The 23,585-nt window shown below is 59.1% G+C and carries 24 protein-coding genes; 21 read left to right on the top strand and 3 right to left on the bottom strand.

The window, feature by feature from the left end; genetic code table 11:
* Positions 1–21: 21 nt before the first annotated feature.
* Entirely contained in the window at positions 22–675 is a 654-nt protein-coding gene (gene fsa, locus AC2TDJ_RS07405) for a fructose-6-phosphate aldolase (protein ID WP_480840760.1), read from the bottom strand.
* 87 nt (positions 676–762) lie between these two features.
* Between fsa and AC2TDJ_RS07400 the strand changes: the two genes are divergently transcribed.
* The 4 genes from AC2TDJ_RS07400 (at position 763) to AC2TDJ_RS07385 (ending at position 5,653) form a co-directional block, all read left to right on the top strand.
* A complete protein-coding gene (locus AC2TDJ_RS07400; RefSeq protein ID WP_480840758.1) occupies positions 763–2,958 on the top strand; it encodes a primosomal protein N' in 2,196 nt (731 codons plus the stop codon).
* A gap of 74 nt (positions 2,959–3,032) precedes the next feature.
* A complete protein-coding gene (locus AC2TDJ_RS07395) occupies positions 3,033–4,265 on the top strand; it encodes an MFS transporter (protein WP_480840756.1) in 1,233 nt (410 codons plus the stop codon).
* A gap of 66 nt (positions 4,266–4,331) precedes the next feature.
* Positions 4,332–5,210, top strand: coding sequence for a 50S ribosomal protein L11 methyltransferase (locus AC2TDJ_RS07390; protein ID WP_480840754.1), 879 nt, complete (start codon positions 4,332–4,334; stop codon positions 5,208–5,210).
* A 98-nt stretch (positions 5,211–5,308) separates the two neighbouring features.
* Complete coding sequence (locus tag AC2TDJ_RS07385; protein WP_480840752.1) at positions 5,309–5,653, top strand: hypothetical protein; 345 nt, start codon at positions 5,309–5,311, stop codon at positions 5,651–5,653.
* Between the two features lie 115 nt (positions 5,654–5,768).
* On the opposite strand, the gene AC2TDJ_RS07380 is transcribed toward AC2TDJ_RS07385, so the two are convergent.
* On the bottom strand, positions 5,769–5,984 hold the full coding sequence (locus AC2TDJ_RS07380; RefSeq protein ID WP_480840750.1) for a DUF1127 domain-containing protein: 216 nt from the start codon (positions 5,982–5,984) through the stop codon (positions 5,769–5,771).
* A gap of 333 nt (positions 5,985–6,317) precedes the next feature.
* On the opposite strand from AC2TDJ_RS07380, the gene ruvC reads away from it, so the two are divergent.
* From ruvC to AC2TDJ_RS07360, 4 genes are all read left to right on the top strand, one after another.
* A complete protein-coding gene (gene ruvC / locus AC2TDJ_RS07375) occupies positions 6,318–6,815 on the top strand; it encodes a crossover junction endodeoxyribonuclease RuvC (RefSeq protein WP_480840748.1) in 498 nt (165 codons plus the stop codon).
* Positions 6,812–7,489, top strand: coding sequence for a Holliday junction branch migration protein RuvA (gene ruvA, locus AC2TDJ_RS07370; RefSeq protein WP_480840746.1), 678 nt, complete (start codon positions 6,812–6,814; stop codon positions 7,487–7,489). The genes ruvC and ruvA overlap by 4 nt, the downstream gene beginning before the upstream one ends.
* A 4-nt stretch (positions 7,490–7,493) precedes the next feature.
* Positions 7,494–8,513 (top strand): Holliday junction branch migration DNA helicase RuvB, encoded by a 1,020-nt coding sequence (gene ruvB / locus AC2TDJ_RS07365; RefSeq protein WP_480840744.1) that lies wholly within the window; start codon positions 7,494–7,496, stop codon positions 8,511–8,513.
* A 63-nt stretch (positions 8,514–8,576) separates the two neighbouring features.
* The gene (locus AC2TDJ_RS07360; protein WP_480840743.1) at positions 8,577–9,200 is read left to right on the top strand and encodes a hypothetical protein; all 624 of its coding nucleotides are present in this window, start codon (positions 8,577–8,579) and stop codon (positions 9,198–9,200) included.
* 23 nt (positions 9,201–9,223) lie between these two features.
* Here AC2TDJ_RS07360 and AC2TDJ_RS07355 read toward each other — a convergent pair whose 3' ends face one another.
* Positions 9,224–10,951: a SulP family inorganic anion transporter gene (locus AC2TDJ_RS07355; RefSeq protein ID WP_480840741.1), complete on the bottom strand. Its 1,728-nt coding sequence runs from the start codon at positions 10,949–10,951 to the stop codon at positions 9,224–9,226.
* 165 nt (positions 10,952–11,116) lie between these two features.
* Here AC2TDJ_RS07355 and ybgC point away from each other — a divergent pair, with 165 nt between their 5' ends.
* The 13 genes from ybgC to AC2TDJ_RS07290 all read left to right on the top strand — a co-directional run bounded on the left by ybgC (position 11,117) and on the right by AC2TDJ_RS07290 (position 23,566).
* A complete protein-coding gene (gene ybgC, locus AC2TDJ_RS07350; protein WP_480840739.1) occupies positions 11,117–11,524 on the top strand; it encodes a tol-pal system-associated acyl-CoA thioesterase in 408 nt (135 codons plus the stop codon).
* A gap of 107 nt (positions 11,525–11,631) precedes the next feature.
* Positions 11,632–12,327, top strand: a complete 696-nt coding sequence (gene tolQ, locus AC2TDJ_RS07345) for a protein TolQ (RefSeq protein ID WP_480840737.1) — start codon at positions 11,632–11,634, stop codon at positions 12,325–12,327.
* A gap of 1 nt (position 12,328) precedes the next feature.
* On the top strand, positions 12,329–12,805 hold the full coding sequence (gene tolR / locus AC2TDJ_RS07340) for a protein TolR (RefSeq protein WP_480840735.1): 477 nt from the start codon (positions 12,329–12,331) through the stop codon (positions 12,803–12,805).
* A gap of 9 nt (positions 12,806–12,814) precedes the next feature.
* Positions 12,815–13,915: an energy transducer TonB gene (locus AC2TDJ_RS07335; protein WP_480840733.1), complete on the top strand. Its 1,101-nt coding sequence runs from the start codon at positions 12,815–12,817 to the stop codon at positions 13,913–13,915.
* Positions 13,912–15,231 carry a Tol-Pal system beta propeller repeat protein TolB gene (gene tolB, locus AC2TDJ_RS07330; protein WP_480840731.1) on the top strand — a complete coding sequence of 440 codons (1,320 nt, stop codon included), beginning with the start codon at positions 13,912–13,914 and terminating at the stop codon, positions 15,229–15,231. Before AC2TDJ_RS07335 ends, tolB begins: the two co-directional genes overlap by 4 nt.
* A gap of 89 nt (positions 15,232–15,320) precedes the next feature.
* The gene (pal, locus tag AC2TDJ_RS07325) at positions 15,321–15,824 is read left to right on the top strand and encodes a peptidoglycan-associated lipoprotein Pal (protein WP_480840729.1); all 504 of its coding nucleotides are present in this window, start codon (positions 15,321–15,323) and stop codon (positions 15,822–15,824) included.
* A gap of 4 nt (positions 15,825–15,828) precedes the next feature.
* Positions 15,829–16,653, top strand: a complete 825-nt coding sequence (ybgF, locus tag AC2TDJ_RS07320) for a tol-pal system protein YbgF (protein ID WP_480840727.1) — start codon at positions 15,829–15,831, stop codon at positions 16,651–16,653.
* A complete protein-coding gene (gene tilS, locus AC2TDJ_RS07315) occupies positions 16,650–17,903 on the top strand; it encodes a tRNA lysidine(34) synthetase TilS (RefSeq protein WP_480840725.1) in 1,254 nt (417 codons plus the stop codon). Before ybgF ends, tilS begins: the two co-directional genes overlap by 4 nt.
* A gap of 76 nt (positions 17,904–17,979) precedes the next feature.
* The gene (ftsH, locus tag AC2TDJ_RS07310) at positions 17,980–19,896 is read left to right on the top strand and encodes an ATP-dependent zinc metalloprotease FtsH (RefSeq protein ID WP_480840723.1); all 1,917 of its coding nucleotides are present in this window, start codon (positions 17,980–17,982) and stop codon (positions 19,894–19,896) included.
* Between the two features lie 120 nt (positions 19,897–20,016).
* Positions 20,017–20,706 carry a hypothetical protein gene (locus AC2TDJ_RS07305; protein ID WP_480840721.1) on the top strand — a complete coding sequence of 230 codons (690 nt, stop codon included), beginning with the start codon at positions 20,017–20,019 and terminating at the stop codon, positions 20,704–20,706.
* 79 nt (positions 20,707–20,785) lie between these two features.
* A complete protein-coding gene (locus AC2TDJ_RS07300) occupies positions 20,786–21,361 on the top strand; it encodes an MOSC domain-containing protein (protein WP_480840719.1) in 576 nt (191 codons plus the stop codon).
* A gap of 165 nt (positions 21,362–21,526) precedes the next feature.
* Positions 21,527–23,203 (top strand): formate--tetrahydrofolate ligase, encoded by a 1,677-nt coding sequence (locus AC2TDJ_RS07295; protein WP_480840717.1) that lies wholly within the window; start codon positions 21,527–21,529, stop codon positions 23,201–23,203.
* A gap of 57 nt (positions 23,204–23,260) precedes the next feature.
* Positions 23,261–23,566 (top strand): chorismate mutase, encoded by a 306-nt coding sequence (locus AC2TDJ_RS07290; RefSeq protein WP_480840715.1) that lies wholly within the window; start codon positions 23,261–23,263, stop codon positions 23,564–23,566.
* Positions 23,567–23,585 lie beyond the last annotated feature (19 nt).

Here is a 23,585-nt window from a genome sequence, read left to right as displayed (position 1 = left end):
GCCGTGCGGTCTCGTATCCTATCAGAGGATTTTCTGACCGGTCTTGGCCCAGTCAGACAGGAAAGCTTCCAGACCCTTGTCGGTCAGCGGGTGATCGGCCAGCTTCTTGATCACGGCCGGAGGCGCGGTGATCACGTCGGCACCGATGCGCGCGCTATCGGTCACGTGGTTCACGGTGCGGATCGACGCAGCCAAGATTTCGGTTTCGAACCCGTAGTTGTCATAGACCTGACGGATGTCCGCGATCAGTTCCATCCCATCCATGTTGATGTCATCGAGGCGACCAATGAAGGGCGAAATGAAGGTTGCGCCCGCCTTGGCGGCCAGAATCGCCTGATTGGTCGAGAAGCAGAGGGTCACGTTAACCATCTGGCCTTCGTCCGTGAGCGTCTTGCAAGCCTTTAGGCCGGCCCAGGTCAGCGGAACCTTAACGGCGATGTTCGGCGCAATCTTAGCCAGCTTGCGGCCTTCGGCGATCATGTCGTCGGCCTCGGTGGCAACAACCTCGGCGGACACGGGGCCGTCGACCAGGTCACAGATCTCTTTGGTCACTTCCAGAATGTCGCGGCCCGATTTCAGGATCAGCGAGGGGTTGGTGGTTACACCGTCCACCATGCCCAGATCGTTCAGTTCGGTGATGGCGTCGATCTCGGCGGTGTCTACGAAGAATTTCATGAGGGCAGTCCTTTGATGGGTTGGCCTTGGTCGCGGATGGCTTTACCTCAAAGAGACCCATGCTGAAACCCCTTCCAAGGATATGCGGTGAGCACTCAGGAGTATTTCGACCACGGAGAGCTGGTGGCGGTGCTGACCACACAGCCGCTGGACCGAACGCTGGACTACAAGGCGCCCGAGGGCGGGTGTTTTCTGGGTGCGTTCGTCGAAGTGCCACTCGGGCCGCGCAAGGTGCTGGGCGTGGTCTGGGGACCGGGGCAGGGGGGCTTTGATCTGGCCAAGGCGCGATCGGTGATCCGGGTGCTTGAGGTTGCCCCGATGCGGGAAGAAATGCGGGTGTTTCTGGGCAAGGTGGCAGATTACACTCTAACGCCGATGCCTGCGATGCTGCGGCTGGCGACGCGCGCGCCGGGGCTGAGCGATCCGCCATCGATGCGCAAAATTTATCGTCTCGGCAGCGGTGAACCGGACCGGATGACCGATGCGCGATCCCGTGTATTGGAGGTTTTGCGCGATTATGGTGGGCTCGCCTTCACGCTGAAAGAATTGGCTGAGCAGGCGGGGGTCACATCCTCTGTCATCAAGGGGCTTGTTAAACAGGGCGCTGTGCGCGAGGAAGACAGCCCCCGGGATTTGCCTTATCCGCATCTTGACCCGGATTTGCCGGGCAAGGCATTGACCGACGATCAGGCCGCCGCAGTTATGAAATTGCGGAATGGCCAGCGGTCAGGGGATTATGCAACCACGCTGCTGAAAGGCGTCACAGGCTCGGGCAAAACCGAGGTCTATCTGGAAGCTGTTGCCGAGGCCCTGCGGATGGGTCGGCAGGCGCTGGTTCTGTTGCCCGAAATTGCACTGACCGCGGAATTTCTGACCCGGGTGGAAGCAAGGTTTGGCGCCCGCCCGGCAGAATGGCATTCGGGGGCGACGATGACCGAACGCCGCCGGGTCTGGCGGATGGTCGGGCAAGGGGATGCGCATCTTGTTGTCGGGGCGCGGTCCGCGTTGTTCCTACCGTTCCGAAATCTGGGTCTGGTTGTCGTCGATGAGGAACACGACACGTCCTACAAACAGGAAGACGGCGTGCACTACAGCGCCCGCGATATGGCCGTGTTGCGGGCCGCGATCTGCGGGGCTCGGGTCGTCCTTGCCAGCGCAACACCGTCACTGGAAAGCTGGGCCAATGCCGAGGCGGGCAAGTATGAGCGGATCGATCTGACCTCGCGCTTTGGTGATGCGGTATTGCCCGAAATGAAGCCAATCGACATGCGGGCCGAGCAAATGCAGCCGGGAACATGGATTTCCCCATCCCTGCGACAGGCGGTACAACAACGGGTCGAACGGGGTGAACAGTCACTTCTGTTCATAAACCGGCGCGGTTATGCACCTGTGACGCTGTGCCGGGCGTGCGGTGAGCAGATCGCTTGTGATCACTGCGATGCACGGATGGTCGAGCATCGGTTTCTGAAACGCCTGATGTGCCATCAATGCGGTGAGACCAAGCCGATGCCCGAAGCGTGCCCTTCCTGCGGGGTCGAGGGCAAGTTGGCTCCTGTCGGACCAGGTATCGAGCGTTTGGCCGAGGAGGCCGAAGCGACCTTTCCCGAGGCCAAGATCGCGATGCTCAGTTCCGATCTGTTCGGGTCGGCTCGGGCATTGAAGGCCAAAATCGAAGAGATTGCCGAAGGCGATGCAGATTTGATCATCGGAACGCAATTGGTGGCCAAGGGACACAATTTTCCGAAACTGACATTGGTTGGTGTCATTGACGCCGACCTGAGCCTGCATGGTGCCGACCTTCGGGCGGCCGAACGGACATTCCAGCTTATGCGGCAAGTTGCAGGGCGCGCGGGACGGGCGGACAAGCCGGGGCAGGCCCTATTGCAGACGTTTCAGCCGGAACACCCGGTGATCCGGGCAATCCTGTCCGGTGATGAGGAAGGATTCTGGAAAGCCGAAGCTGCCGGGCGACAGGCCGCCGGTGTTCCACCTTTTGGCCGGATGGCCGGGATCGTTCTGTCCGGACCAGAGGTCGGGCCGGTGTTTGACATCGGCAATGCGATGGCGCGCAACGACGCGCCACTGCGCCAGATCGGTGCGCAGGTCTTTGGGCCCGCGCCCGCGCCGATTGCACGTATCCGCGGGCGGCACCGGGTTCGTTTGCTGGTCAAAGCGCCGAAAGGCGCACCCATTCAGGACGCCATCGCGCACTGGATCGCGCCGTTGCGCCTGAAAGGCGATATCAGGCTGACCGTGGATATCGACCCACAGAGTTTTTACTGACTTCCGCATACATGCAGAGCCACTGTGCCTTCTTGCCTCTCGCCAAAGTGCGGAAATGGGCGTACAGGAGTCTCATGCAGAAACCCGTGCCCTTGTCTGAGGCGCAGAGCCTTCCGTTCTGGCGCCGTCCAGTGACGCTCTTGTTCGTGATGGCGCTGACCATGCCGATCGCATTCAATGCGTGGAGCGCGCTGCTAAACAATTTCGTGATCGAAGTGGCGAATTTCGACGGGGCGGATATCGGTCTGCTGCACACGGTGCGCGAGATTCCGGGTTTTCTGGCTGTCGGCGTGATTGCAGTGATCCTGTTTGTCCGCGAACAGGTTCTGGCGATGATCTCACTGATGATGCTGGGTGTCGCAACGGCAGTAACTGCGTGGTTCCCGAGCTTGGGTGGCTTGCTATTTGTCACTCTGTTCAGCTCGATCGGCTTTCACTATTACGAAACAGTGAACCAATCGCTGCAGTTGCAGTGGCTGCCCAAGGACCGGGCGCCGCAGGTTCTGGGGTGGCTGGTGGCCATGGGTTCGGCGGCGACGGCGGTGGTCTATGGCCTGATCGTGCTGACCTGGGATCGGTTCGACCTGTCTTATAACACCGTTTTCATGGCTGCCGGTGGATTTACGGCGCTGCTGGCATTGTTTTGTCTGTTCGCCTATCCACAATTTGAAGCCCCGACGCCTCAAACCAAGAAGCTGGTGCTGCGTCGCCGCTATTGGCTGTACTACGCGTTGCAGTTCATGGCAGGTGCCCGGCGGCAGATATTTGTCGTCTTTGCAGGCTTCATGATGGTCGAGAAATTCGGGTTCGAGGTGCATGAACTGACCAGCCTTTACCTGATCAACCTTATGATCAATATGGCAGCCGCCCCCATGCTTGGCAAAGCTGTGGCTGTCTTTGGCGAACGCCGCACATTGATCTTCGAATACACCGGGCTGGCCATCGTGTTCGCGGCTTATGGGGGGATCTACTGGTTCGGCTGGGGCGTGCTGCTGGCGGCGATCCTTTACGTAATTGATCACGTGCTGTTCGCGTTGGCGCTGGCCCTGAAGACCTATTTCCAGAAAATCGCGGACCCGGCGGATATCGCGCCGACCGCTGCTGTGGCCTTTACCATAAATCATATCGCAGCGGTGTTCCTGCCTGCCTTGCTTGGATTGCTGTGGGTGATTTCGCCCGGCGCGGTGTTTGGTCTGGCGGCTGCGATGGCTCTGGTGTCTCTGGCATTGTCGCTGCTGATCCCGCGCCACCCCGAACCCGGCAACGAAACGATCCTGTCAAAATACGCGCCTGCGCCAGCCGAATAGGCGCTTGCGCTTGACCTTGGCTATCCATCGCCCTAGGCGCTGATGCAGCTTAGACAGGAGGCCCCCATGCCCACATTTACCGCGCTGACCACCCTGACCGGTAAAACTGCCGCAGAAGGATTGGGTGAAGCGATGGAACGTCTTGAACCCGAACCCACCGGCATTGGCGTGTTCGAGGTCGAAGACGGGTCGGGATTGTGGGAGGTCGGAGGCTATTTCACCGAAACCCCGGATGAAACGGCGCTGGCCGTTTTGGCCGCCGCATTCGAAGCCAAGCCCTTTGTGGTTTCGGAATTGCCCGAAACCGATTGGGTGGCTCATGTGCGCCGCGAACTGGCTCCGGTCGAGGCGGGCCGGTTCTTTGTCCATGGCAGCCACGACGCGGACAAGGTTCCCGACGACGGCATTCCCTTGTTGATCGAGGCGGCCATGGCGTTCGGCACCGGCCACCATGGCACCACTTTGGGTTGCCTCAAGGCGCTGGACTGGCTGTTGGATCAGGGATTCTCGGCCACCAAAGTGGCCGATATCGGCTGTGGCACAGCAGTTTTGGCCATGGCCGCGGCGCGGGTGTGGGACGGCGACATCCTGGCCAGTGACATCGATCAGGTGGCTGTCGACGTGGCAGAGGCAAACCTGAAAGCAAACGGTATGGCCGGAAAGGTTCACTGTGTCGAAGCCGCGGGATTTGATCATCCCGACCTGCAGTCCCACGCGCCTTATGACTTAATTTTTGCCAATATCCTGAAAGGCCCTCTCGTTGTGCTGGCGCCCGAAATATCGAGCAATTTGCGCGCTGAAGGGCAGGCGATTCTGTCCGGAATCCTGAATGAGCAGGCTGACGACGTGCTGTCTGTTTATGCTCAAAATGGGTTCAATTTGGCTCGGAGGGGCGAAATTGGTGAATGGACGACGCTAATCTTAACGAAACAGGGCCAAAATTAGACCATTTACGGGAGTTTTCTGGAGTCTCGCCACTCTTTTGTCGCATTCTGTTCCTAACCTTACTGGATGCAATCGGGGGGCGGTTTTCGGAGGCTGCCATGACTGGAAAACAACTGGAATTCAATCAGCGCATTACGCGTCTGTCCAAGAAACATCAAAAGCTGAACCGCGGATACCGTGCGACCATGCGCTCGGACGGGTTGGTTGTGATGAAGCCGCAGCGGGTGCGTTCGGCGATTCCAGCGCGTGTGTTGATCCTGGCCCTGGTTGGCTTTTTTGCGTTTAAAGCGTTCTTGCTGTTCCACCTCGGGGCCTCGACCTATCAGGACCGCGTAGACAGTCTGAACGCAGGAACGTCAGTAGAAAAAGCCGGCGCCTGGATCATGCAGATCGACCCGGTATCCGAATTTCTGTCGGTGCAATTCGTCAAACTCTGGTACTGACCCGCCCGATACATCTCCTATTGGAAAAAAAACACCGCGTGCTTTGCAGCATGCGGTGTTCTTTCTTGCCCCACAGGGAGGAGGAAGGGGCATGTGAGTGGCGGCTGTAACAGCCTTACCGGCGACCTTCGGCGACAACGTCGATGTCACCGCGGCACAGGCCGATATCTTCCAGTTCACGGTCGGTCAGACCGCTCAGCGCGTTGCGGGTTACGCGGGCGTCGTTCCATTCCACAACGGCGCTCACCGCCGATACGAAAATTGCGCCGATACGGCCAACGAGGCCGAACGAGCCAGTGGAGGCGATGCGGGTAGTGTCCAGTGCAGCCATATCCTGTTTCCTTCTGGTTTGTGTTAAGCTTTGATCTTGCGATCTGCCGGGCATCTAGTGATGTCGAATTACCCGTGCAAGAGCATTTTTTGCATGTGTCCTATGCAGTTTCTGCAATGCTCTGAGAACCTGTAATCCCCTTAAATAATTGGTGAAAATGCCTTAATGAAACGGGTCGATTCCAGACCATTCGAGGTCGAAAACAGTCCTCTTTGTCGCCAGCGGAACAGATGTGTCGTTTTTAGCCGTGAGGTCAATTCGCTTGGAAAATGTTCATGTTTCGTGCTAATCGGTAAAAAAGATCAGGAAAACCCGAGCAGGCCGAGGCAAAACATGCGGATTCTGGGCATTGATCCGGGGCTTAGGACCCTGGGATGGGGCGTCATCGAATCAAATGGCAGCCGCCTGAGTCACGTTTCAAATGGATTGTGCAAGTCGGACGGGGACGATCTGGGGGAACGCCTGCTGTCGCTGCACAACCAGATTGTCGAAGTCATTGCCGAACATCAGCCGGATCAGGCCGCAATCGAACAGACATTTGTCAATAAGGACGGTGCGGGAACGCTCAAGCTGGGTCAGGCGCGTGGCGTTGCCTTGCTGACGCTGGCTCAGGCCGGGCTGCCGGTGGGGGAATATGCGCCCAACAGGGTCAAGAAAACTGTGGTTGGGGTAGGGCACGCGGAAAAAGAGCAGGTTCTTCACATGGTCAAGCTTCAGCTGCCGGGGTGCCAGCCCAGAGGAGCGGATGCGGCGGATGCCCTGGCGATTGCGATCTGCCACGCCTATTACGGAAAATCTCAGCAGGCGCGGTTGAAAGAGGTGCGGGCATGATCGGCAAGTTGACAGGGCGATTGGATTACCGTGCGGCGGATCACGTGCTGATCGACGTGCGCGGCGTCGGGTACATCGTTTATTGTTCCGACCGGACCATGGCCGCCTTGCCGGGTGTCGGAGAAGCCGTATCGATTTACACCGACATGGTCGTCCGGGAAGACCTGATGCAGCTTTATGGCTTTCTGTCGTTGATCGAAAAAGAATGGCACCGTTTGCTGTGTTCGGTACAGGGTGTCGGTGCCAAGGTTTCGCTGGCCATTCTCAGTGCGCTGGGACCGGACGGTGTCAGTCGCGCAATTGCCCTGGGTGACTGGGGTGCCGTCAAGGCGGCCAAGGGCGTCGGCCCGAAAACGGCGCAGAGGATCGTACTGGATCTCAAGGACAAGGCGCCGGGCGTTATGGCCATGGGGGGTACGGTAGCCGAAGCGATGGACGGCCCGGACCTCGACGTTGTCGAACTGGCTGAGCCGGCTCTTGTGCCCAAACGCGCAGCCAGGCCGACCTCGGGGGCGGCGGCGGCCTCGGCGGGTGCGTTGTCTGCCCTGTCCAATCTGGGCTATGGACCATCCGAAGCCGCATCCGCCGTTGCGGAGGCTGCGGCAAGCACGCCCGACGCAGGCGAGGCCGACCTGATCCGCGCCGCTTTGAAACTATTGGCTCCGAAAGGTTGAGAAGATGGTTGATGCCGACCCCGCCCTGCGCCCCGAGCCATTGCCGGAAGACAATGACCGCGCATTGCGCCCTCAGGGCCTCGATGAATTCATCGGCCAGGCGGAAGCGCGAGCCAATCTGCGCATATTCATCCAGTCCGCGCGTCAGCGGGGCGAGGCGATGGATCACACGCTGTTCCATGGTCCTCCGGGCCTGGGCAAGACCACGCTGGCGCAGATCATGGCGCGCGAGCTGGGGGTGAATTTCCGCATGACCTCGGGGCCGGTGCTGGCCAAGGCGGGGGATCTGGCGGCGATCCTGACCAATCTGGAAGCGCGCGATGTACTGTTCATTGACGAGATCCATCGGCTGAACCCGGCGGTCGAAGAGGTGCTGTATCCGGCGATGGAAGATTTCGAGCTGGATCTGGTGATCGGTGAAGGCCCGGCGGCACGCACGGTGAGAATCGAATTGCAGCCCTTTACGCTGGTTGGGGCGACGACGCGGATGGGGTTGTTGACCACGCCGCTGCGTGACCGCTTCGGCATTCCGACGCGGCTGCAATTCTATACGGTGGACGAGCTGCACGAGATCGTCACCCGAAACGCCCGTAAACTCGGCGCGCCGGCAGATAACGATGGCGCGCGCGAGATTGCCCGGCGGTCGCGGGGAACGCCCCGGATCGCGGGGCGGCTGCTGCGGCGCGTGGTGGATTTCGCCATTGTTGAAGGAGACGGGCGGATCACGCGAGAATTGGCCGACGGAGCGTTGACCCGCTTGGGTGTCGACAATCTGGGGTTGGATGGTGCGGATCGGCGGTATCTGAAACTGATTGCCGAAAACTATGCGGGTGGTCCTGTGGGGATCGAGACGCTCTCGGCTGCGTTGTCTGAAAGTCGGGATTCACTGGAGGAAGTCATTGAACCCTTTTTGCTGCAGCAAGGGTTGATCCAGCGTACGCCGCGCGGACGAATGCTGGCGCAGAAAGCATGGGCGCATTTGGGGATGGCTGCGCCCAGAGGCCAAAACGATCTGTTTGGTTGAAGCTGGCCCTTTTAGATCTTAAGCCTTCGGCGAGAGTATTTTTGAAAAGATGAAGGGTTGGGCGTGACACCGGAAGAAATCGAGGTGCTGTTCACCCGCGAAAGCGGTGAGTTCCTGTTTGCGCGCTGGGGGCGGCCGATCGTTCCCATCGTATTTGGTGTCGAGGACGAAACCCTGTCCACGGTGAAAGGGGCGTTCGAGGCCGTTGTGACCCTGGCCGGTCACAAGATGGCTGAAACCGACCCGGAGCTTGGTGCCAACTGCATGGTCTTCTTCTTTCGCGAGTGGCAGGAATTGCTTGCGGTCCCCGATCTGGATCGGCTGATCCCGGACCTCGCGCCGCTAGTGGATCGATTGGTTGCTGCTGAGGCCAATCAGTATCGCATATTTCGGTTTGAGGAAGACGGCGCCATTCGAGCTGCTTTTGTCTTTTTGAAGATGGACGCAGAGTTGTCGAAGGTTCCGGCCGAGACTTTGGCCCTGAGCCAGGTTGTGCAGACAATTCTGTTGTGGTCGGACATCGCCTTTCGAAGTAAATCCCCGTTGGCAATCGCAGGGGATGCAACGATTCTGCGCCCGGAAATAGCTGCGCTGATCCGCGCGGCGTATGATCCGGTTTTGCCGGGGGCCGCGCAGGACCCATCCCATGCATTGCGTCTGTTTGCCAGGCTGGAGCTGCCACAGTAGGCGGCGGTCTTTGCCGCCTTCGGTCAATGTCCGCTGGCAATATCGCCCTTGCGATTGTGAAAGGCGTGCAGGAGGTCAGTTCCGCTGTCGAAAAACGCGGCTTCTCCAACCAGAGCACTTACACCATACCGATCCAATTCTGCTTTGACGTCGGGTTCAACATAAACAAACACCAGCTCGATGTTTTTTTCCTGCAAGGCCTCGTGAACAGATCGGAGCGTATAGCCGGCCGTGAAATCCACATCATCCACAGAAGATGCGTCGATGCATATCCAGTTAACGGGCGATTTGGCGTTTTGGATGATCATGTTGATGTCATCGGATAGGCGCTGCGTGTTGGCGTAGTACAAGCTGTGAGAGAACCGATAGATCACCAGGCCGGGTTCGAACTGGTTTGGCTGCTCGAGAGCTTTTGCGTGCCAGCCACCGGTTTCATTTTTGACGATCACAGAGTTTTTCGGTCGATATCCCCGGCGCGTGTGGTCGATGAGCGAAAGGACCATGGCAAAGAGGATTCCTTGTTCAACACCGACAATCACGACAACGGCGGCTGTTCCCGTTGCAATCCAGAATTCTGACCGGGCTTGACGGTAAATCCGCGCAAGCCCACGCACGTCGATCAACTTGACGCCGATCAGAAACACGATGGCCGAAAGTGCGGCATTGGGAAGATAGGCGAGGGGGCCGGTGAGAAACAGAATTACCACCAGCACAATGGCCACGGTCGTCAGTTGTGCGAGCTGGCTGCGACCACCGGCGCTGGCCACCATTTCAGTCTTGGTTGGACTGCCGTTGACCACGAACGTGCCTGTAAAGGCGGCCCCCAAATTGGCGAGACCCAGCCCGACGAGGTCGGTGTTCTCGTCGAACTTCTCCTCATACCGGGCTGCGTAGGCGCGCGAGGTGGCGGCACTCTGCGCGAGTATGACGACAAAGATTGAAGCCGCAGTGGGGAGCAGCTGTTTGAACAAAGACCAGTTCCAGTCGACATCGGGCAGCGAGAGGGAGGGCAAACCACCCGGTACCGCGCCCAGAAGGGCGATATCGAACGTATCGAAATTGAAGGCCCAACTGCACAGGATCACGCCGAGAATAGCGATCAGGGGGCCCGGGATTTTCCTGGATAACCGCGTGCAGCCCACGACGATGAATAACACAGCCATGGAAACCGCCAGCGTCGACCAACTGGCCTGATCGATGTTCTGAAAAGTTCCCTGAAGTTTCTCAACCGTTCCGTGGCCGGTGACCTTTATCCCAAGCATCCCCGGCAACTCGCCCGTCGCAACTTGAATGCCGACGCCAGTCAGGAAACCGACAAGTACCGTTCTGGACAGAAAGTCAGCCAGAAAGCCTAATCCGATAATCCGGGCGGCAATCAAAAGCACCGCCGCCATCAGCGCCAGAAGGGAGGCCAGAGCCAGGTATTCGGACGTTCCAGAAACCGCCATTCCCGCCAATGCCGACGCGGTGATTGCCGCCGTGGCCGAATCCGCGCCCACCACCAGATGTCGGGACGATCCGAAAATCGCAAACAGGGCCATCGGAATAAGGATCGTGTAAAGCCCTGTAACGACAGGTGTTCCGGCGATTTTAGTGTAGCCCATCACCTCTGGGATCGCGAGGCATGCGAAAGTAAGCCCGGCAAGGATTTCGGTCGGCAGGCGCGTCCGGTTGAACGGCAGCACCCCCTGCAGAACCGGCAGATGTGTCCCGGTCTTTTTCTGTGCGGCCTGAACCATGCGTGCGTCCATTCTGCGTCAAATGATAAGGCAAACCCTAGACGCTCGCCGCGCGGATTTCGAGTAAAGCATTGAAATCCGGGATTGCAGGTCGTGCCACATGCGTGCATCCCTGTGGGGAAATGGCCTTGTCGTGCCAGTAGAATTGTCGCCAACAGATTTGCCGGACTTGTCAGCATGGATGAAAAATCTGCCGGAAAACACACGCACACCTACTCGGTCCGCGTATATTATGAAGACACCGACATGGGCGGCGTGGTCTATCACGCGAACTACCTCAAATTCATCGAGCGCGCCCGGTCGGACTGGGTCAGAAACCTGGGCAACGATCAGAACGCCATGCGGGATGCAGGTGTCGTCTGGGTCGTGCGCCGGATCGAGGCAGATTATCTGGCTTCTGCAAAATTCGATGACGAGCTGACGATCGAGACGGGTGTTGTATCGATCTCAGGTGTGCGTTTGACCATGTCGCAATTGGTCAAACGCGGCGATACTGAGGTTTTTCGCGCAGTTGTCACAGCGGTATGCATGAACGATCAGGGCAAACCAGTGCGGCTTCCGGCAGAGATTCGCGCATTGCTGTAACAAAATGGCCAGCCAGGGTGGTTCTGTTGGCATTTCATGACCAACTGCGTTAGCGTTTGGCAAAACAAGGCCAAATGGCTGTCAGGCATTTAATAAAGAGCAGGTTCATGGAAGCTGAAACGCTGGCGCTGGCGCAGGAGATCGATTTCTCCATGTGGGGGCTGTTTGCCCGCGCGACATTTATCGTCAAGGTGGTGATGCTGATCCTGGTGGTCGCATCTTTTTGGTCGTGGGCGATCATCATTCAAAAGCTGATCAACTATCGGTCCGCTCGGCGCGAGGCGCAGGTGTTTGATGAATCATTCTGGTCAGGTAATCCGCTGGACGAGCTGTTCGAGCAGATCGGGACTCAACCCGATGGAAGCTCAGAAAAGATTTTCGCAGCCGGTATGATCGAATGGCGACGCTCGCATCGGACGGATGGTGGGTTGATCGCAGGCGCCACAGCACGGATTGACCGTTCGATGGATGTGGCCATTGCGAAAGAAGCCGAAACCCTGCAAAAAGGTCTGCCCATTCTGGCCACGGTCGGTTCGACCGCGCCCTTTATCGGCCTGTTTGGCACCGTTTGGGGCATCATGAACGCCTTCATCGAGATTGCCGAGCAGCAAAACACGAACCTTGCCGTTGTGGCGCCCGGTATTGCCGAGGCACTGCTGGCGACGGGTCTTGGCCTGCTGGCGGCGATCCCGGCAGTGATCTTCTACAACAAGTTGAGCGCGGACAGCGATCGCATCGTCAATGGCTACGAGGCCTTTGCCGACGAGTTCGCCACCATCCTGTCGCGCCAGTTGGACAGCTGAAATGGGCGCGGCGGTACAACAACCTTCTGGTGGGAACGGGCGTCGGCGCGGGCGTCGGCGTGGTCGCGCCAACCCAATGTCCGAGATCAATGTGACACCTTTCGTGGATGTCATGCTGGTGTTGCTGATTATCTTCATGGTGGCGGCACCACTGTTGACGGTCGGTGTGCCCGTGGATTTGCCGAAGACGGCTGCCAGTGCTCTGCCCGGCGACAGCGAAGAACCGCTGACAGTGACACTGACGGCTGATGGCAGGGTGCAGATACAGACAACCGATATTCTGCGCGAAGAGTTGATTGGAAAACTGCGCGCGATTGCAGCAGAACGCAGCAGTGACCGCGTGTTCCTGCGGGCCGATGGCGCGATCCCGTACGCGCAGGTGATGCAGGTTATGGGCGCGCTGAATGCGGGTGGGTTCTCCAATGTGGGCCTTGTGACCGATACTGGCGGGCCGACGCTGGACGATGGTGGAGAGTGAGGTCGCACGGTGGAGACCGGCACCAAGATTTCGGCGATTGCGCATGTCAGCCTGATCAGCTGGGCGCTGTTCGGCGGGACCTTTCGGTCCGAGCCGCTGCCGATGGCGGTGCAGGATGTATCCCTGATATCGTCTGAGCAATTCGCGTCCATGACTGCCCAGCGCGAGGCGCCGCAAGTCCCGGCACCGCCCACCGACCTGCAACAACCCGCAGAGCCCGAGGTTGAAATCAATGCTCCGCTGCCGACGGAGGTGGTGCAACCAAGCCCCGAGACAACCACACCCGACGAACCCGAGCCTGAACCCGAACCGGAATCCGTTGAAATAGCCCCCGAGCCTGAACTGACCGAAGAACCGCCGACATTGGAGCAACCTGAAACCGAGGTTGCGGTATTGCCGGTGCCACCCGGCCCCGAGGCCCAGCCTCGTCCGGTGGACAGGGTTGCTCCGGAACCCGTCGCGCCGCCACCGCCCGATGTCAAACTGGATGACGTTGAGACGCCACCCGTCTCGTTGGACGACGGGGCCGAAACCCAACAGGAACAGCAGGATGAGACCGCGCCGGAAGAAGCCACCGATCAAATCGTGACCGAGGCGGAGGAGACAAACGAAACGTCGCCCCTGACGTCTCCACGACCCCGTACACGGCCCAATCGCCCCCAGCCACCGGCTCAGCCTGAAGTCGCGGAATCCGCCGAACCTGCGGAAGAGCCCGCACAAAACAACCAGCAAGCCATCGACGACGCGTTGGCCCAGGCGCTCGGTCAGAGCAGCGAACCCTCTGGCCCACCCCTGACCAGTGGTGAAAAGGACGCCATGCGTCTGGCCGTGTCAAGGTGCTGGAACGTCGGGTCGCTGTCGACGGACGCCCTGCAAACGGTTGTTGTTGTTGGATTCTCGCTGTCCCGTGACGGTAAGGTGGTGGGCGGTAGTATGCGGATGCTGGACAGTACCGGCGGTACGGCTTCGTCTGCGAAACAAGCCTATGAGGCCGCCCGGCGCGCGATTTTACGCTGCGGGGCCAAAGGATACACCCTGCCTGCTGACAAATTCGACCATTGGCAGGATATTGAGATTACATTCAATCCCGAGAGGATGCGGATCAAATGATGAAACTTCTGACCAGCCTCTTTGTTGGCCTTTCGTTGCTGGCGGCACCGGTTTACGCGCAAAGCGGACCGCTGCGTCTGGAAATCGACGAGGGGATCATTGAGCCGATGCCTTTCGCGGTGCCGAGCTTCGTGCCAGACAGCGCAGCCGCGGCCCAATATGCGCAGGACATCTCGCGCGTGGTAGCAGAGGATCTGACGGGAACCGGGTTGTTCCGCGAGATTTCTTCGGATGCTTTCATCAGCCGGGTCAGCAGTTTCGACGCCCCCGTCCAGTTTGCTGACTGGAAGGCGATCAATGCGCAAGCATTGGTGACCGGGGCGGTCAATGTCTCGGGCAAGCGACTGACGGTGCGGTTCCGGGTTTGGGATGTATTCTCGGGCCAGGAATTGGGCAACGGGTTGCAGTTCGCGGGCACCACTGAGGGGTGGCGGCGCATGGCGCACAAGGTCGCCGATCAGGTCTATAGTCGGATCACCGGCGAGGGAGGCTATTTCGACAGCCGTGTCGCCTTCATTTCGGAAAGCGGGCCGAAGGATCAGCGGCGCAAGCGGCTGGCAATCATGGATTATGACGGTGCAAACGTTCAATACCTGACCGACAGCGCAGCAATCGTGCTTGCTCCTCGGTTCTCTCCCTCGGGCGACCGGTTGCTGTACACCAGCTATGAATCTGGCCAACCGAGTATCTACGTGATGGACGTCGCCCGGGTGCGGCAGCAGGCGCTGAAAACGCAGGAAGGCACGATGAGCTTCTCTCCGCGTTTTTCGCCAGATGGACGGTCTATCGTTTATTCGCTGACGCAAGGTGGCAATACGGATCTGTGGAAAATGGATCTGGCCTCGGGCCAAAGCGTGCGTTTGACCAACACGCCGGCGATTGAAACCGCGCCCAGCTACGCTCCGGACGGAAGCCAGATCGTGTTCGAAAGCGACCGTTCGGGTTCGCCGCAGCTGTACATAATGCCTGCAAGCGGTGGTGAGGCGACGCGGATCAGTTTCGGTCAGGGTCGCTATGGTACCCCGGTCTGGTCGCCGCGCGGTGATCTGATTGCCTTTACCAAACAAAACAAAGGCCGGTTTCATATCGGTGTCATGCGTGCGGACGGCAGTGAAGAGCGTCTTCTGACGGCTTCTTTCCTTGATGAGGGCCCGACCTGGTCGCCCAACGGGCGCGTTATCATGTTCACACGGGAAACGCAGGGTGCCAGCGGGCGATCCTCGCTTTATTCGGTCGATATTTCGGGGCGCAATCTTCGTCCGGTGCGCACACCGGATGGCGGCAGCGACCCGTCCTGGGGGCCACTGCAGAATTGATCGACGGCAGCGGGTCGTCAAAGTTCACAAGAAACTCGCGCTATGCTAGTAGAGACGTCAATAAACAAAACGGAACACGAGGCATTGAGATGAAACTTCTGAGCAAATTCGCGGCGGTGGGCGCGCTGGCCCTGATAGCCGCCTGTACGAACAACGATCCTTCGGCATTGGGCGGCGGTGCAGGTGGCAGCGGTGCTCTGGTTCCGGGATCGCCAAGCGACCCGCGTTCGCCAGCCTATTTCCAGCAAACGGTCGGGGATCGCGTGCTGTTCGCCGTGGACCAGTCGACGCTGTCTCCGCAGGCGCAGACCATTTTGCAAGGACAGGCGGACTGGCTGTTGGCCAACCCGGACTACGTGGCCACAATCGAAGGGCACGCGGACGAGCAGGGCACGCGGGAATACAACCTCGCCCTGGGTGCGCGGCGGGCGAACGCAGCCCGGGAATTCCTGATCTCGCGCGGCGTTGCGGGGAACCGTCTGCAAACCGTCAGCTATGGCAAGGAACGCCCGATCGAGATTTGCAGTACCGAAGAATGCTATGCCAAGAACCGCCGGGCGGTCACGGTGCTGACCGGCTCAACACTGGGGTAAGACGATGCGAATTGCAGGTTTGGTACTGGCGGCGGTGGTGACCGTCGCTGGTGTGGCACAGGCGCAGGATCAGCAGACGCTGGCAGATATCCGGCAGGAACTGACGGTGCTTCATGTGGAAATCCAGCGTCTGAAGCGCGAGTTCTCGACAACGGGCTCTCCGGCGCCAAATCTGTCCGGCAGTTCTGTGCTGGAGCGCGTAGACGCCATCGAGGCCGAGTTGCAGCGTCTGACGCGCCAGACCGAGCAGTTGAATCAACGTGTGCAAAGCATTGTCACCGACGGCACCAATCGGATAGGTGACCTGGAATTTCGCCTGGTCGAGCTCGAGGGCGGCGACCTCAGTACATTGGGCGAAACGACTACCTTAGGCGGGGACGACCAGATTGCAGTGACGGCGGCTCCGACACCTGTGCAACCGTCCGTTGCCGAGCAGGGAGAGCTGGCCGTAGGCGAACAGGCTGATTTCGACGCAGCTGCGCAGGCGTTGGCGGATGGAGATTTCCAGACAGCGGCGGATCTGTTTTCTCAATTCGACCTGTCCTATCCCGGCAGCCCGCTGGCCCCGCGCGCCAACTTGCGGCGTGGACAGGCCCTTGAGGGCCTGGGGGATACACGCGAAGCGGCAAAAGCATTTCTGGCCAGCTTTACCGGCGATTCCGAAGGCCCATTGGCACCCGAAGCGTTGTTCGAACTGGGCGCGGCGCTTGGACGTTTGGGGCAAACCGATCAGGCCTGCATAACACTGGGTGAAGTGGGTGTACGCTTCCCGACTTCGGCCCCGGCCGGTTCTGCCGCACAGGAAATGGCATCGCTGGGCTGTTCTTGACCTCTGACGCCGAAACTCTTCGCTATGAACTCAGCGCGCGCTTGCCTGACCCGCTACCGCAACGATTGGGTGTTGCGGTGTCCGGCGGCAGTGACTCGACGGCTCTGCTGCGCCTGCTGACCGATGTAGCACGGCGCGAGCAGGCGGAGGTGTTTGCTGCGACTGTGGATCATGGTCTGCGACCGGACTCGGCCGTTGAGGCGAAGACAGTGGCGGCACTGGCACGGGGTTGGAATATCCCGCATGAGACACTCAGGTGGAGCGGCTGGGACGGCACCGGCAATCTGCAGGATGCGGCCCGCCGCGCAAGATACCGATTGCTGATCCAATGGGCAAACGAGCTTGGGCTCGAAGCGATTGCGCTGGGCCATACGGCGGATGATCAGGCGGAAACCGTTCTGATGCGGCTGGCGCGTGCGTCTGGGGTGTCGGGCCTGTCGGCAATGGCACCGATGCGATTGGAAGGCGGCATCAAATTGCTGCGTCCCTTGTTGTCGACAACCCGGGAGCATCTGCGGAACTACCTGCGGGCGGAAGGCATCAGTTGGATCGATGACCCTTCGAATCAGGACCAACGGTTTGATCGGATCAAGGCGCGAACGGCACTATCCGGGCTGGATCAGATTGGAATAACGGCGGAATCCCTGTCACGAGTGGCTGATAACCTGGCACAAGCGCGTGAGGCATTGGCGCAATATGCGCAGGAGTCCGCTCGCCGGGTGGTGCAGGTTGAGGATGGGGATCTATGCATCGATTGCGCCGGCTTCGAGGCACTGCCGGACGAAATTCGCCGCCGTATTCTGGTGGCTACGATCCTGTGGATTGCAAGCGGTGAATACGCGCCGCGGCGCAGTGCGACAGATCAGGCACTGCGAGCCATTTCGGCGGCCACGGCGGCCACCCTTGGGGGCTGCATCCTGATCCCCGAAGGCAAAAAGACTTGGATTTGCAGAGAACTAAACGCCGTCGCCAACCACACGGTGCGCCCCGGAGAGCTGTGGGACAATCGCTGGATCCTGACCGGCCCGGCGACCACCGACGTCGAAATTCGGGCTTTGGGAGAAGACGGGATCGCACAGCTTGCAGACTGGCGCGCAACAGGCAAACCCCGCGCAGCACTATTGTCCTCGCCCGCCGCCTGGTCCAACGATACCGTGTTGGCGGCACCTCTGGCCGGTTTCAGCAATTCGTGGCAAACAGAAGCGCCGCAGGAAAGACCTGAGTTTTACACTTCGATTTTATCGCATTGAACCTGCTACAATCATCTCTATTTTAAGAAGCAACGCGACAGATCCCCGTCTGTCGAAACGTTTTAGGAGATTTTCCTTGGGCAACGCTCGTAACATCGCCTTCTGGGTCGTTCTGTTCCTGTTGATTCTTGCACTGTTCAATCTGTTCAGCGGATCGGGCGGAACGCTTCAAAGCAACGAAAGAACTTATTCCGAATTCGTCAGCGCCGTGGATGCCGGAGATGTCACCAACGTGACGCTGGACGGTGAACAGATTCGCTATCGCACAAACGACAATCGCGACTATGTCACGATCAAGCCCAGCGACGCCGAAGTAACGAAGCTGTTGATCGACAAAAACATTCCTGTTCGCGCCGAAAAGCAGCAGCAGTCCGGATTCCAGACCTTCATCCTCAGCATTCTTCCTTTCCTGCTGCTGATCGGTGTCTGGATCTATTTCATGAACCGGATGCAGGGCGGCGGCAAAGGCGGGGCGATGGGCTTTGGCAAGTCCAAGGCGAAGATGCTGACGGAAAAGCATGGCCGTGTGACATTTGACGACGTGGCCGGGATCGACGAAGCAAAAGAAGAGCTGGAAGAGATTGTGGAATTCCTGCGCAACCCGCAGAAATTCTCGCGTCTGGGCGGCAAGATTCCGAAAGGCGCGCTGCTGGTGGGCCCTCCGGGGACCGGTAAGACGCTGCTCGCGCGTGCAATCGCAGGCGAAGCGGGCGTACCGTTCTTCACCATCTCGGGGTCCGACTTTGTCGAAATGTTCGTGGGTGTGGGTGCGAGCCGTGTGCGTGACATGTTCGAACAGGCCAAGAAGAACGCGCCCTGTATCGTCTTCATTGACGAGATCGATGCCGTGGGTCGCCATCGTGGTGCCGGTTACGGCGGCGGCAATGACGAGCGCGAACAGACGCTCAACCAGTTGCTGGTCGAGATGGACGGGTTCGAGGCCAATGAAGGCGTGATCATTCTGGCAGCCACCAACCGTAAGGACGTTCTTGACCCCGCACTGCTGCGTCCGGGCCGGTTCGACCGTCAGGTCACTGTCGGCAACCCCGACATTAAAGGTCGTGAAAAGATTTTGGGTGTTCACGCACGCAAAACGCCGCTGGGCCCCGATGTCGATCTGCGCATCATTGCGCGTGGTACACCGGGTTTCTCGGGTGCTGATCTGGCCAACCTTGTGAACGAGGCGGCGCTGATGGCTGCGCGTGTGGGTCGTCGCTTTGTCACCATGGAAGACTTTGAGAACGCCAAGGACAAAGTAATGATGGGGGCCGAGCGGCGCTCGATGGTGCTGACGCAGGACCAGAAGGAAAAAACCGCGTATCACGAGGCCGGTCACGCCGTGGTTGGTTTGACCCTGCCGTTGTGTGATCCGGTTTATAAAGCGACGATCATTCCGCGCGGTGGTGCGCTGGGTATGGTTGTGTCCCTGCCGGAAATGGATCGTCTGAACTATCACCGTGATGAATGTGAGCAAAAGCTGGCCATGACCATGGCCGGCAAAGCTGCCGAGGTGATCAAATACGGTGAAGACCACGTCTCGAACGGTCCGGCGGGAGACATCATGCAGGCCAGCCAGTTGGCGCGCGCCATGGTGATGCGCTGGGGTATGTCGGACAAGGTCGGCAATATCGACTATGCCGAGGCTCATGAGGGCTATCAGGGCAACACAGCCGGGTTCTCGGTATCAGCTCATACAAAAGAGCTGATCGAGGAAGAGGTGAAGCGCCTGATCCAGCAAGGCTATGAACGCGCCTACCAGATCCTGACCGAGCAGAGCGAAGGTTGGGAAAGACTGGCGCAAGGGCTGCTTGAATACGAGACCCTGACGGGAGATGAGATCAAGCGCGTCATGAATGGCGAGTCGCCCAACGAAAGCGACGATGAAGGCGACAGCCCGGATGAAGGCAACGCGCCAAGCGTCACGGCCATTCCCAAGACCAAAGCCAAGAAATCCCCTCCCGACGGTGGCATGGAGCCGGAGCCAACAGCCTGATCTGCCAAAAAAGTTGTAGAATAAAACAAGGCCGGAGATCACCTCCGGCCTTTGTGATGTCGGGGCCGTTGCAACGCTCGACGACAGTTCCCAAATCCTGCGTGCCTATGTAACAAAAACATGACGCAGGTAATACAGGTGAAGTCGATCTATGCCGAAAGGCCAATGGGTGCCGTTGGTCTCGTGCCTTTCTGGGTGGCCGCGGCAATTGCAGCATCCAGTGCTTCGTTTGCATTATGGTACGGTGGTGGCCTGAGCTCCGTTACGACCGAAAGTGGCCCGGTTGAGGTCGCTTCAGCTATCCTTTGGGTATTTGCTGCGGCGACGTTTACCTGGCTGTTTCCCCCAAACGTTCTGCGACAAAGCTGGCATGTCCCTGTGCTGTTTTTGTTGTTCGCGGCGCGCGAGATGGACTTCGACAAGAAGTTTCTCAGCAAGGGTATCCTGCAGGCGCGCCTGTATTCCGGTGACGCCCCATTGGTTGAAAAGCTGGTTGGTTTGGCCGTTGTAGCACTGGTCTTAGTCGTCTGTGTTCGATTGGTCCGCTACAACTGGCACGAAGTGGTGCATGGAATGCGAGACAAGCTTGCCTGGGTTTGGGCGGTGATAGCGGCCTTTTCTCTGGCTGTTGTTTCGAAAGGTATCGACGGCGCGGGTCGTAAACTCAGCCCGTTTGGGATTGAAATTTCGCCTTTGTTCGAATTTGGCTTGATCGTCGGCGAGGAATTGATGGAACTGGGTTTTGTCGTTGTGACGATTCTGGCCATTTGCCTCTATTCAAAGGCTTGGGCTGAGTCGTCCAAGCCCTGATTGTCGCCAGATTTCTTGCTCCGGCTATCTGTGCGTTGCGGGTTCCATTCACGATCGCCGGGGCCGGAGAAATGCAAAGATGCCGGTGCTCAGGGAAACCGAATATTCTGGTGAAGTGACCTGGCTTGGGCATGTCCCGGCGGGCGGCTCTTTGCGCGCGCGGGCAGTCGACAGGCTGGAACTGAATTTCTCAGGCGAGCGCGGTGCCCGGCACGAAGGGGTCAATCGGGCGTCCTGTTCGAGAGTAAGAAATCTCTACCCGAGCGGGACTGAAATCCGCAATGTTCGCCAGCTCTCGGTTCTGTCGGCAGACGAAATGGAAATTATTGCAAAGGATATGGCGCTGGACTGGTTGGATCCGTCTTTCCTGGGTGCCAGTATCGTATTGCGCGGAATTCCTGATTTTACCCATATCCCACCATCGTCGCGGTTGCAGGCAACGGGTGGTTTGACGATTACCGTGGATATGGAAAACCGCCCCTGCGTGTTTCCCGGTAAAGAGATCGAAGCAGATCTACCCGGTCACGGGGCTGCGTTCAAACCAGCCGCCGCGGGGCGGCGCGGGGTAACGGCTTGGGTCGAACGACCCGGTGAATTGAAGGTGGGCGATGTAATGAGGTTATTCGTTCCGGATCAAAGGGCGTGGGCACCATAGAGGCCGGACGTTTCCGATTTGAAACCGTGGAAATAGCGCCACGCCGTTTCACGGCATGATTATGTCGGAATCCATATCCATCGGGAATGTACACAACGGTATGGGTTACCCAGCGCCGACGTACCGCGTCGGTTTTGCACGGCATTCAACCAGGGACCCTGCCCAATGAGCTACAAATCCGACATCGAAATCGCCCGCGAAGCGAACAAGAAGCCGATTCAGGAAATCGGCGCCAAGCTGGGCATCTCCAGCGACGACCTGCTGCCTTATGGGCACGACAAGGCAAAGGTCAGCCAGGACTTCATCAACTCGGTGCAGGACCGTGAGGACGGCAAGCTGATCCTCGTGACCGCGATCAACCCGACACCTGCGGGTGAGGGTAAGACCACCACCACCGTAGGTCTGGGCGACGGTCTGAACCGCATCGGCAAGAACGCGATGATCTGTATCCGCGAGGCCTCGCTTGGCCCGAACTTCGGCATGAAGGGCGGCGCTGCAGGTGGCGGTTACGCGCAGGTTGTTCCGATGGAAGAAATGAACCTGCACTTCACCGGCGACTTCCACGCCATCACCTCGGCCCACTCGCTGCTGTCGGCCATGATCGACAACCACATCTACTGGGGCAATGAGCAGGCCATCGACATGCGCCGCGTCGTGTGGCGTCGTGTGGTCGACATGAACGATCGTGCGCTGCGTCAGATCACCTGTTCTCTGGGTGGCGTATCGAACGGTTTCCCACGCGAAGCAGGATATGACATCACCGTGGCATCCGAGGTCATGGCGATCCTCTGCCTTGCTACCGACCTTCAGGATCTGGAAAAGCGCCTGGGCGACATCATCGTGGCCTACCGCCGCGACCGCTCGCCGGTCTACTGCCGCGACATCAAGGCCGAAGGCGCAATGACCGTGCTGCTGAAAGACGCGATGCAGCCGAACCTCGTGCAGACGCTGGAAAACAACCCGGCCTTTGTCCACGGCGGCCCGTTCGCAAACATCGCACACGGCTGTAACTCGGTCATCGCAACCAAGACCGCTCTGAAAGTGGCTGACTATGTCGTGACCGAAGCCGGCTTTGGTGCCGACTTGGGTGCCGAGAAGTTCATGAACATCAAGTGCCGTAAGGCAGGTATCGCACCGTCGGCAGTCGTTCTGGTTGCCACCGTGCGCGCGATGAAGATGAACGGCGGTGTGGCCAAGGCCGATCTGGGCGCCGAGAATGTCGACGCCGTCGTGTCGGGCTGCGCCAATCTGGGTCGTCACATCGAGAACGTGAAATCGTTCGGCGTACCAGTTGTCGTCGCGATCAACCACTTCGTCACCGACACCGATGACGAAGTTCAGGCGGTCAAAGACTACTGCGGTGAGCACGGTGTCGAAGCGATCCTGTCGCGTCACTGGGAGCTGGGCTCGGATGGTTCCGCACCGCTGGCCGAGAAGGTTGTCGAAATCGTCGAAGGTGGCAGCGCGAACTTTGCGCCGATCTACCCCGACGACATGCCGCTGTTCGAGAAGATCGAAACCATCGCCAAGCGCATCTACCGCGCGGACGAGGTTCTGGCTGATGCCAAGATCCGCAACCAGCTGAAAGACTGGGAAGCTGCGGGATATGGCAACCTGCCAGTCTGCATGGCGAAAACGCAGTATTCGTTCTCGACTGACCCGTCCCTGCGCGGCGCGCCCACCGGCCACTCGGTTCCGGTGCGCGAGGTTCGCCTTTCCGCCGGTGCCGGCTTTATCGTCGTCGTCTGCGGCGAGATCATGACCATGCCCGGCCTGCCGCGCAAACCTGCCGCGGAATCGATCTGCCTCAATGACGCAGGTGAGATCGAGGGCTTGTTCTAAGCCGCCGAATAAGACATCTCGTGGTCCGGGGAATCCCCGGGCCATGAGGAGATCGCAATGCCCACTCTGACACCGCCGCAAGACTGTCATTCGATGCAGGAACTGCGGGCTCAGATCGACAAGCTGGATCGCCAACTGATCGAAATGTTGGTGACGCGTGCGTCCTACATCGACCGCGCGTCCGAGCTGAAACCGGGCGAGGGCCTGCCGGCCCGAATTCCGGATCGTGTCGAAGAAGTGGTGCAGCGCGTGCGTGCAAGCTCCGGTGAATTGGGGATGGACCCAGAATTGGCCGAACGACTATGGCGCATATTGATTGACTGGTCGATCGCTCGTGAGGAACGTGTGCTCGGCCCCGACTGAATAACCGGGCGCTTTTTGC

Source organism: Ruegeria sp. HKCCD6647-2, assembly GCF_057221075.1.
This window is presented reverse-complemented; position numbering and strand designations above follow the sequence as displayed.

Coding starts and splice junctions, on each gene's coding strand:
- fsa (WP_480840760.1), bottom strand. CDS start 675: ATGAAATTCTTCGTAGACACCGCCGAGATCGACGCCATCACCGAACTG.
- AC2TDJ_RS07395 (WP_480840756.1), top strand. CDS start 3,033: ATGCAGAAACCCGTGCCCTTGTCTGAGGCGCAGAGCCTTCCGTTCTGG.
- AC2TDJ_RS07390 (WP_480840754.1), top strand. CDS start 4,332: ATGCCCACATTTACCGCGCTGACCACCCTGACCGGTAAAACTGCCGCA.
- AC2TDJ_RS07385 (WP_480840752.1), top strand. CDS start 5,309: ATGACTGGAAAACAACTGGAATTCAATCAGCGCATTACGCGTCTGTCC.
- AC2TDJ_RS07380 (WP_480840750.1), bottom strand. CDS start 5,984: ATGGCTGCACTGGACACTACCCGCATCGCCTCCACTGGCTCGTTCGGC.
- ruvC (WP_480840748.1), top strand. CDS start 6,318: ATGCGGATTCTGGGCATTGATCCGGGGCTTAGGACCCTGGGATGGGGC.
- ruvA (WP_480840746.1), top strand. CDS start 6,812: ATGATCGGCAAGTTGACAGGGCGATTGGATTACCGTGCGGCGGATCAC.
- ruvB (WP_480840744.1), top strand. CDS start 7,494: ATGGTTGATGCCGACCCCGCCCTGCGCCCCGAGCCATTGCCGGAAGAC.
- AC2TDJ_RS07355 (WP_480840741.1), bottom strand. CDS start 10,951: ATGGACGCACGCATGGTTCAGGCCGCACAGAAAAAGACCGGGACACAT.
- ybgC (WP_480840739.1), top strand. CDS start 11,117: ATGGATGAAAAATCTGCCGGAAAACACACGCACACCTACTCGGTCCGC.
- tolQ (WP_480840737.1), top strand. CDS start 11,632: ATGGAAGCTGAAACGCTGGCGCTGGCGCAGGAGATCGATTTCTCCATG.
- tolR (WP_480840735.1), top strand. CDS start 12,329: ATGGGCGCGGCGGTACAACAACCTTCTGGTGGGAACGGGCGTCGGCGC.
- tolB (WP_480840731.1), top strand. CDS start 13,912: ATGATGAAACTTCTGACCAGCCTCTTTGTTGGCCTTTCGTTGCTGGCG.
- pal (WP_480840729.1), top strand. CDS start 15,321: ATGAAACTTCTGAGCAAATTCGCGGCGGTGGGCGCGCTGGCCCTGATA.
- ybgF (WP_480840727.1), top strand. CDS start 15,829: ATGCGAATTGCAGGTTTGGTACTGGCGGCGGTGGTGACCGTCGCTGGT.
- AC2TDJ_RS07305 (WP_480840721.1), top strand. CDS start 20,017: ATGACGCAGGTAATACAGGTGAAGTCGATCTATGCCGAAAGGCCAATG.
- AC2TDJ_RS07300 (WP_480840719.1), top strand. CDS start 20,786: ATGCCGGTGCTCAGGGAAACCGAATATTCTGGTGAAGTGACCTGGCTT.
- AC2TDJ_RS07295 (WP_480840717.1), top strand. CDS start 21,527: ATGAGCTACAAATCCGACATCGAAATCGCCCGCGAAGCGAACAAGAAG.
- AC2TDJ_RS07290 (WP_480840715.1), top strand. CDS start 23,261: ATGCCCACTCTGACACCGCCGCAAGACTGTCATTCGATGCAGGAACTG.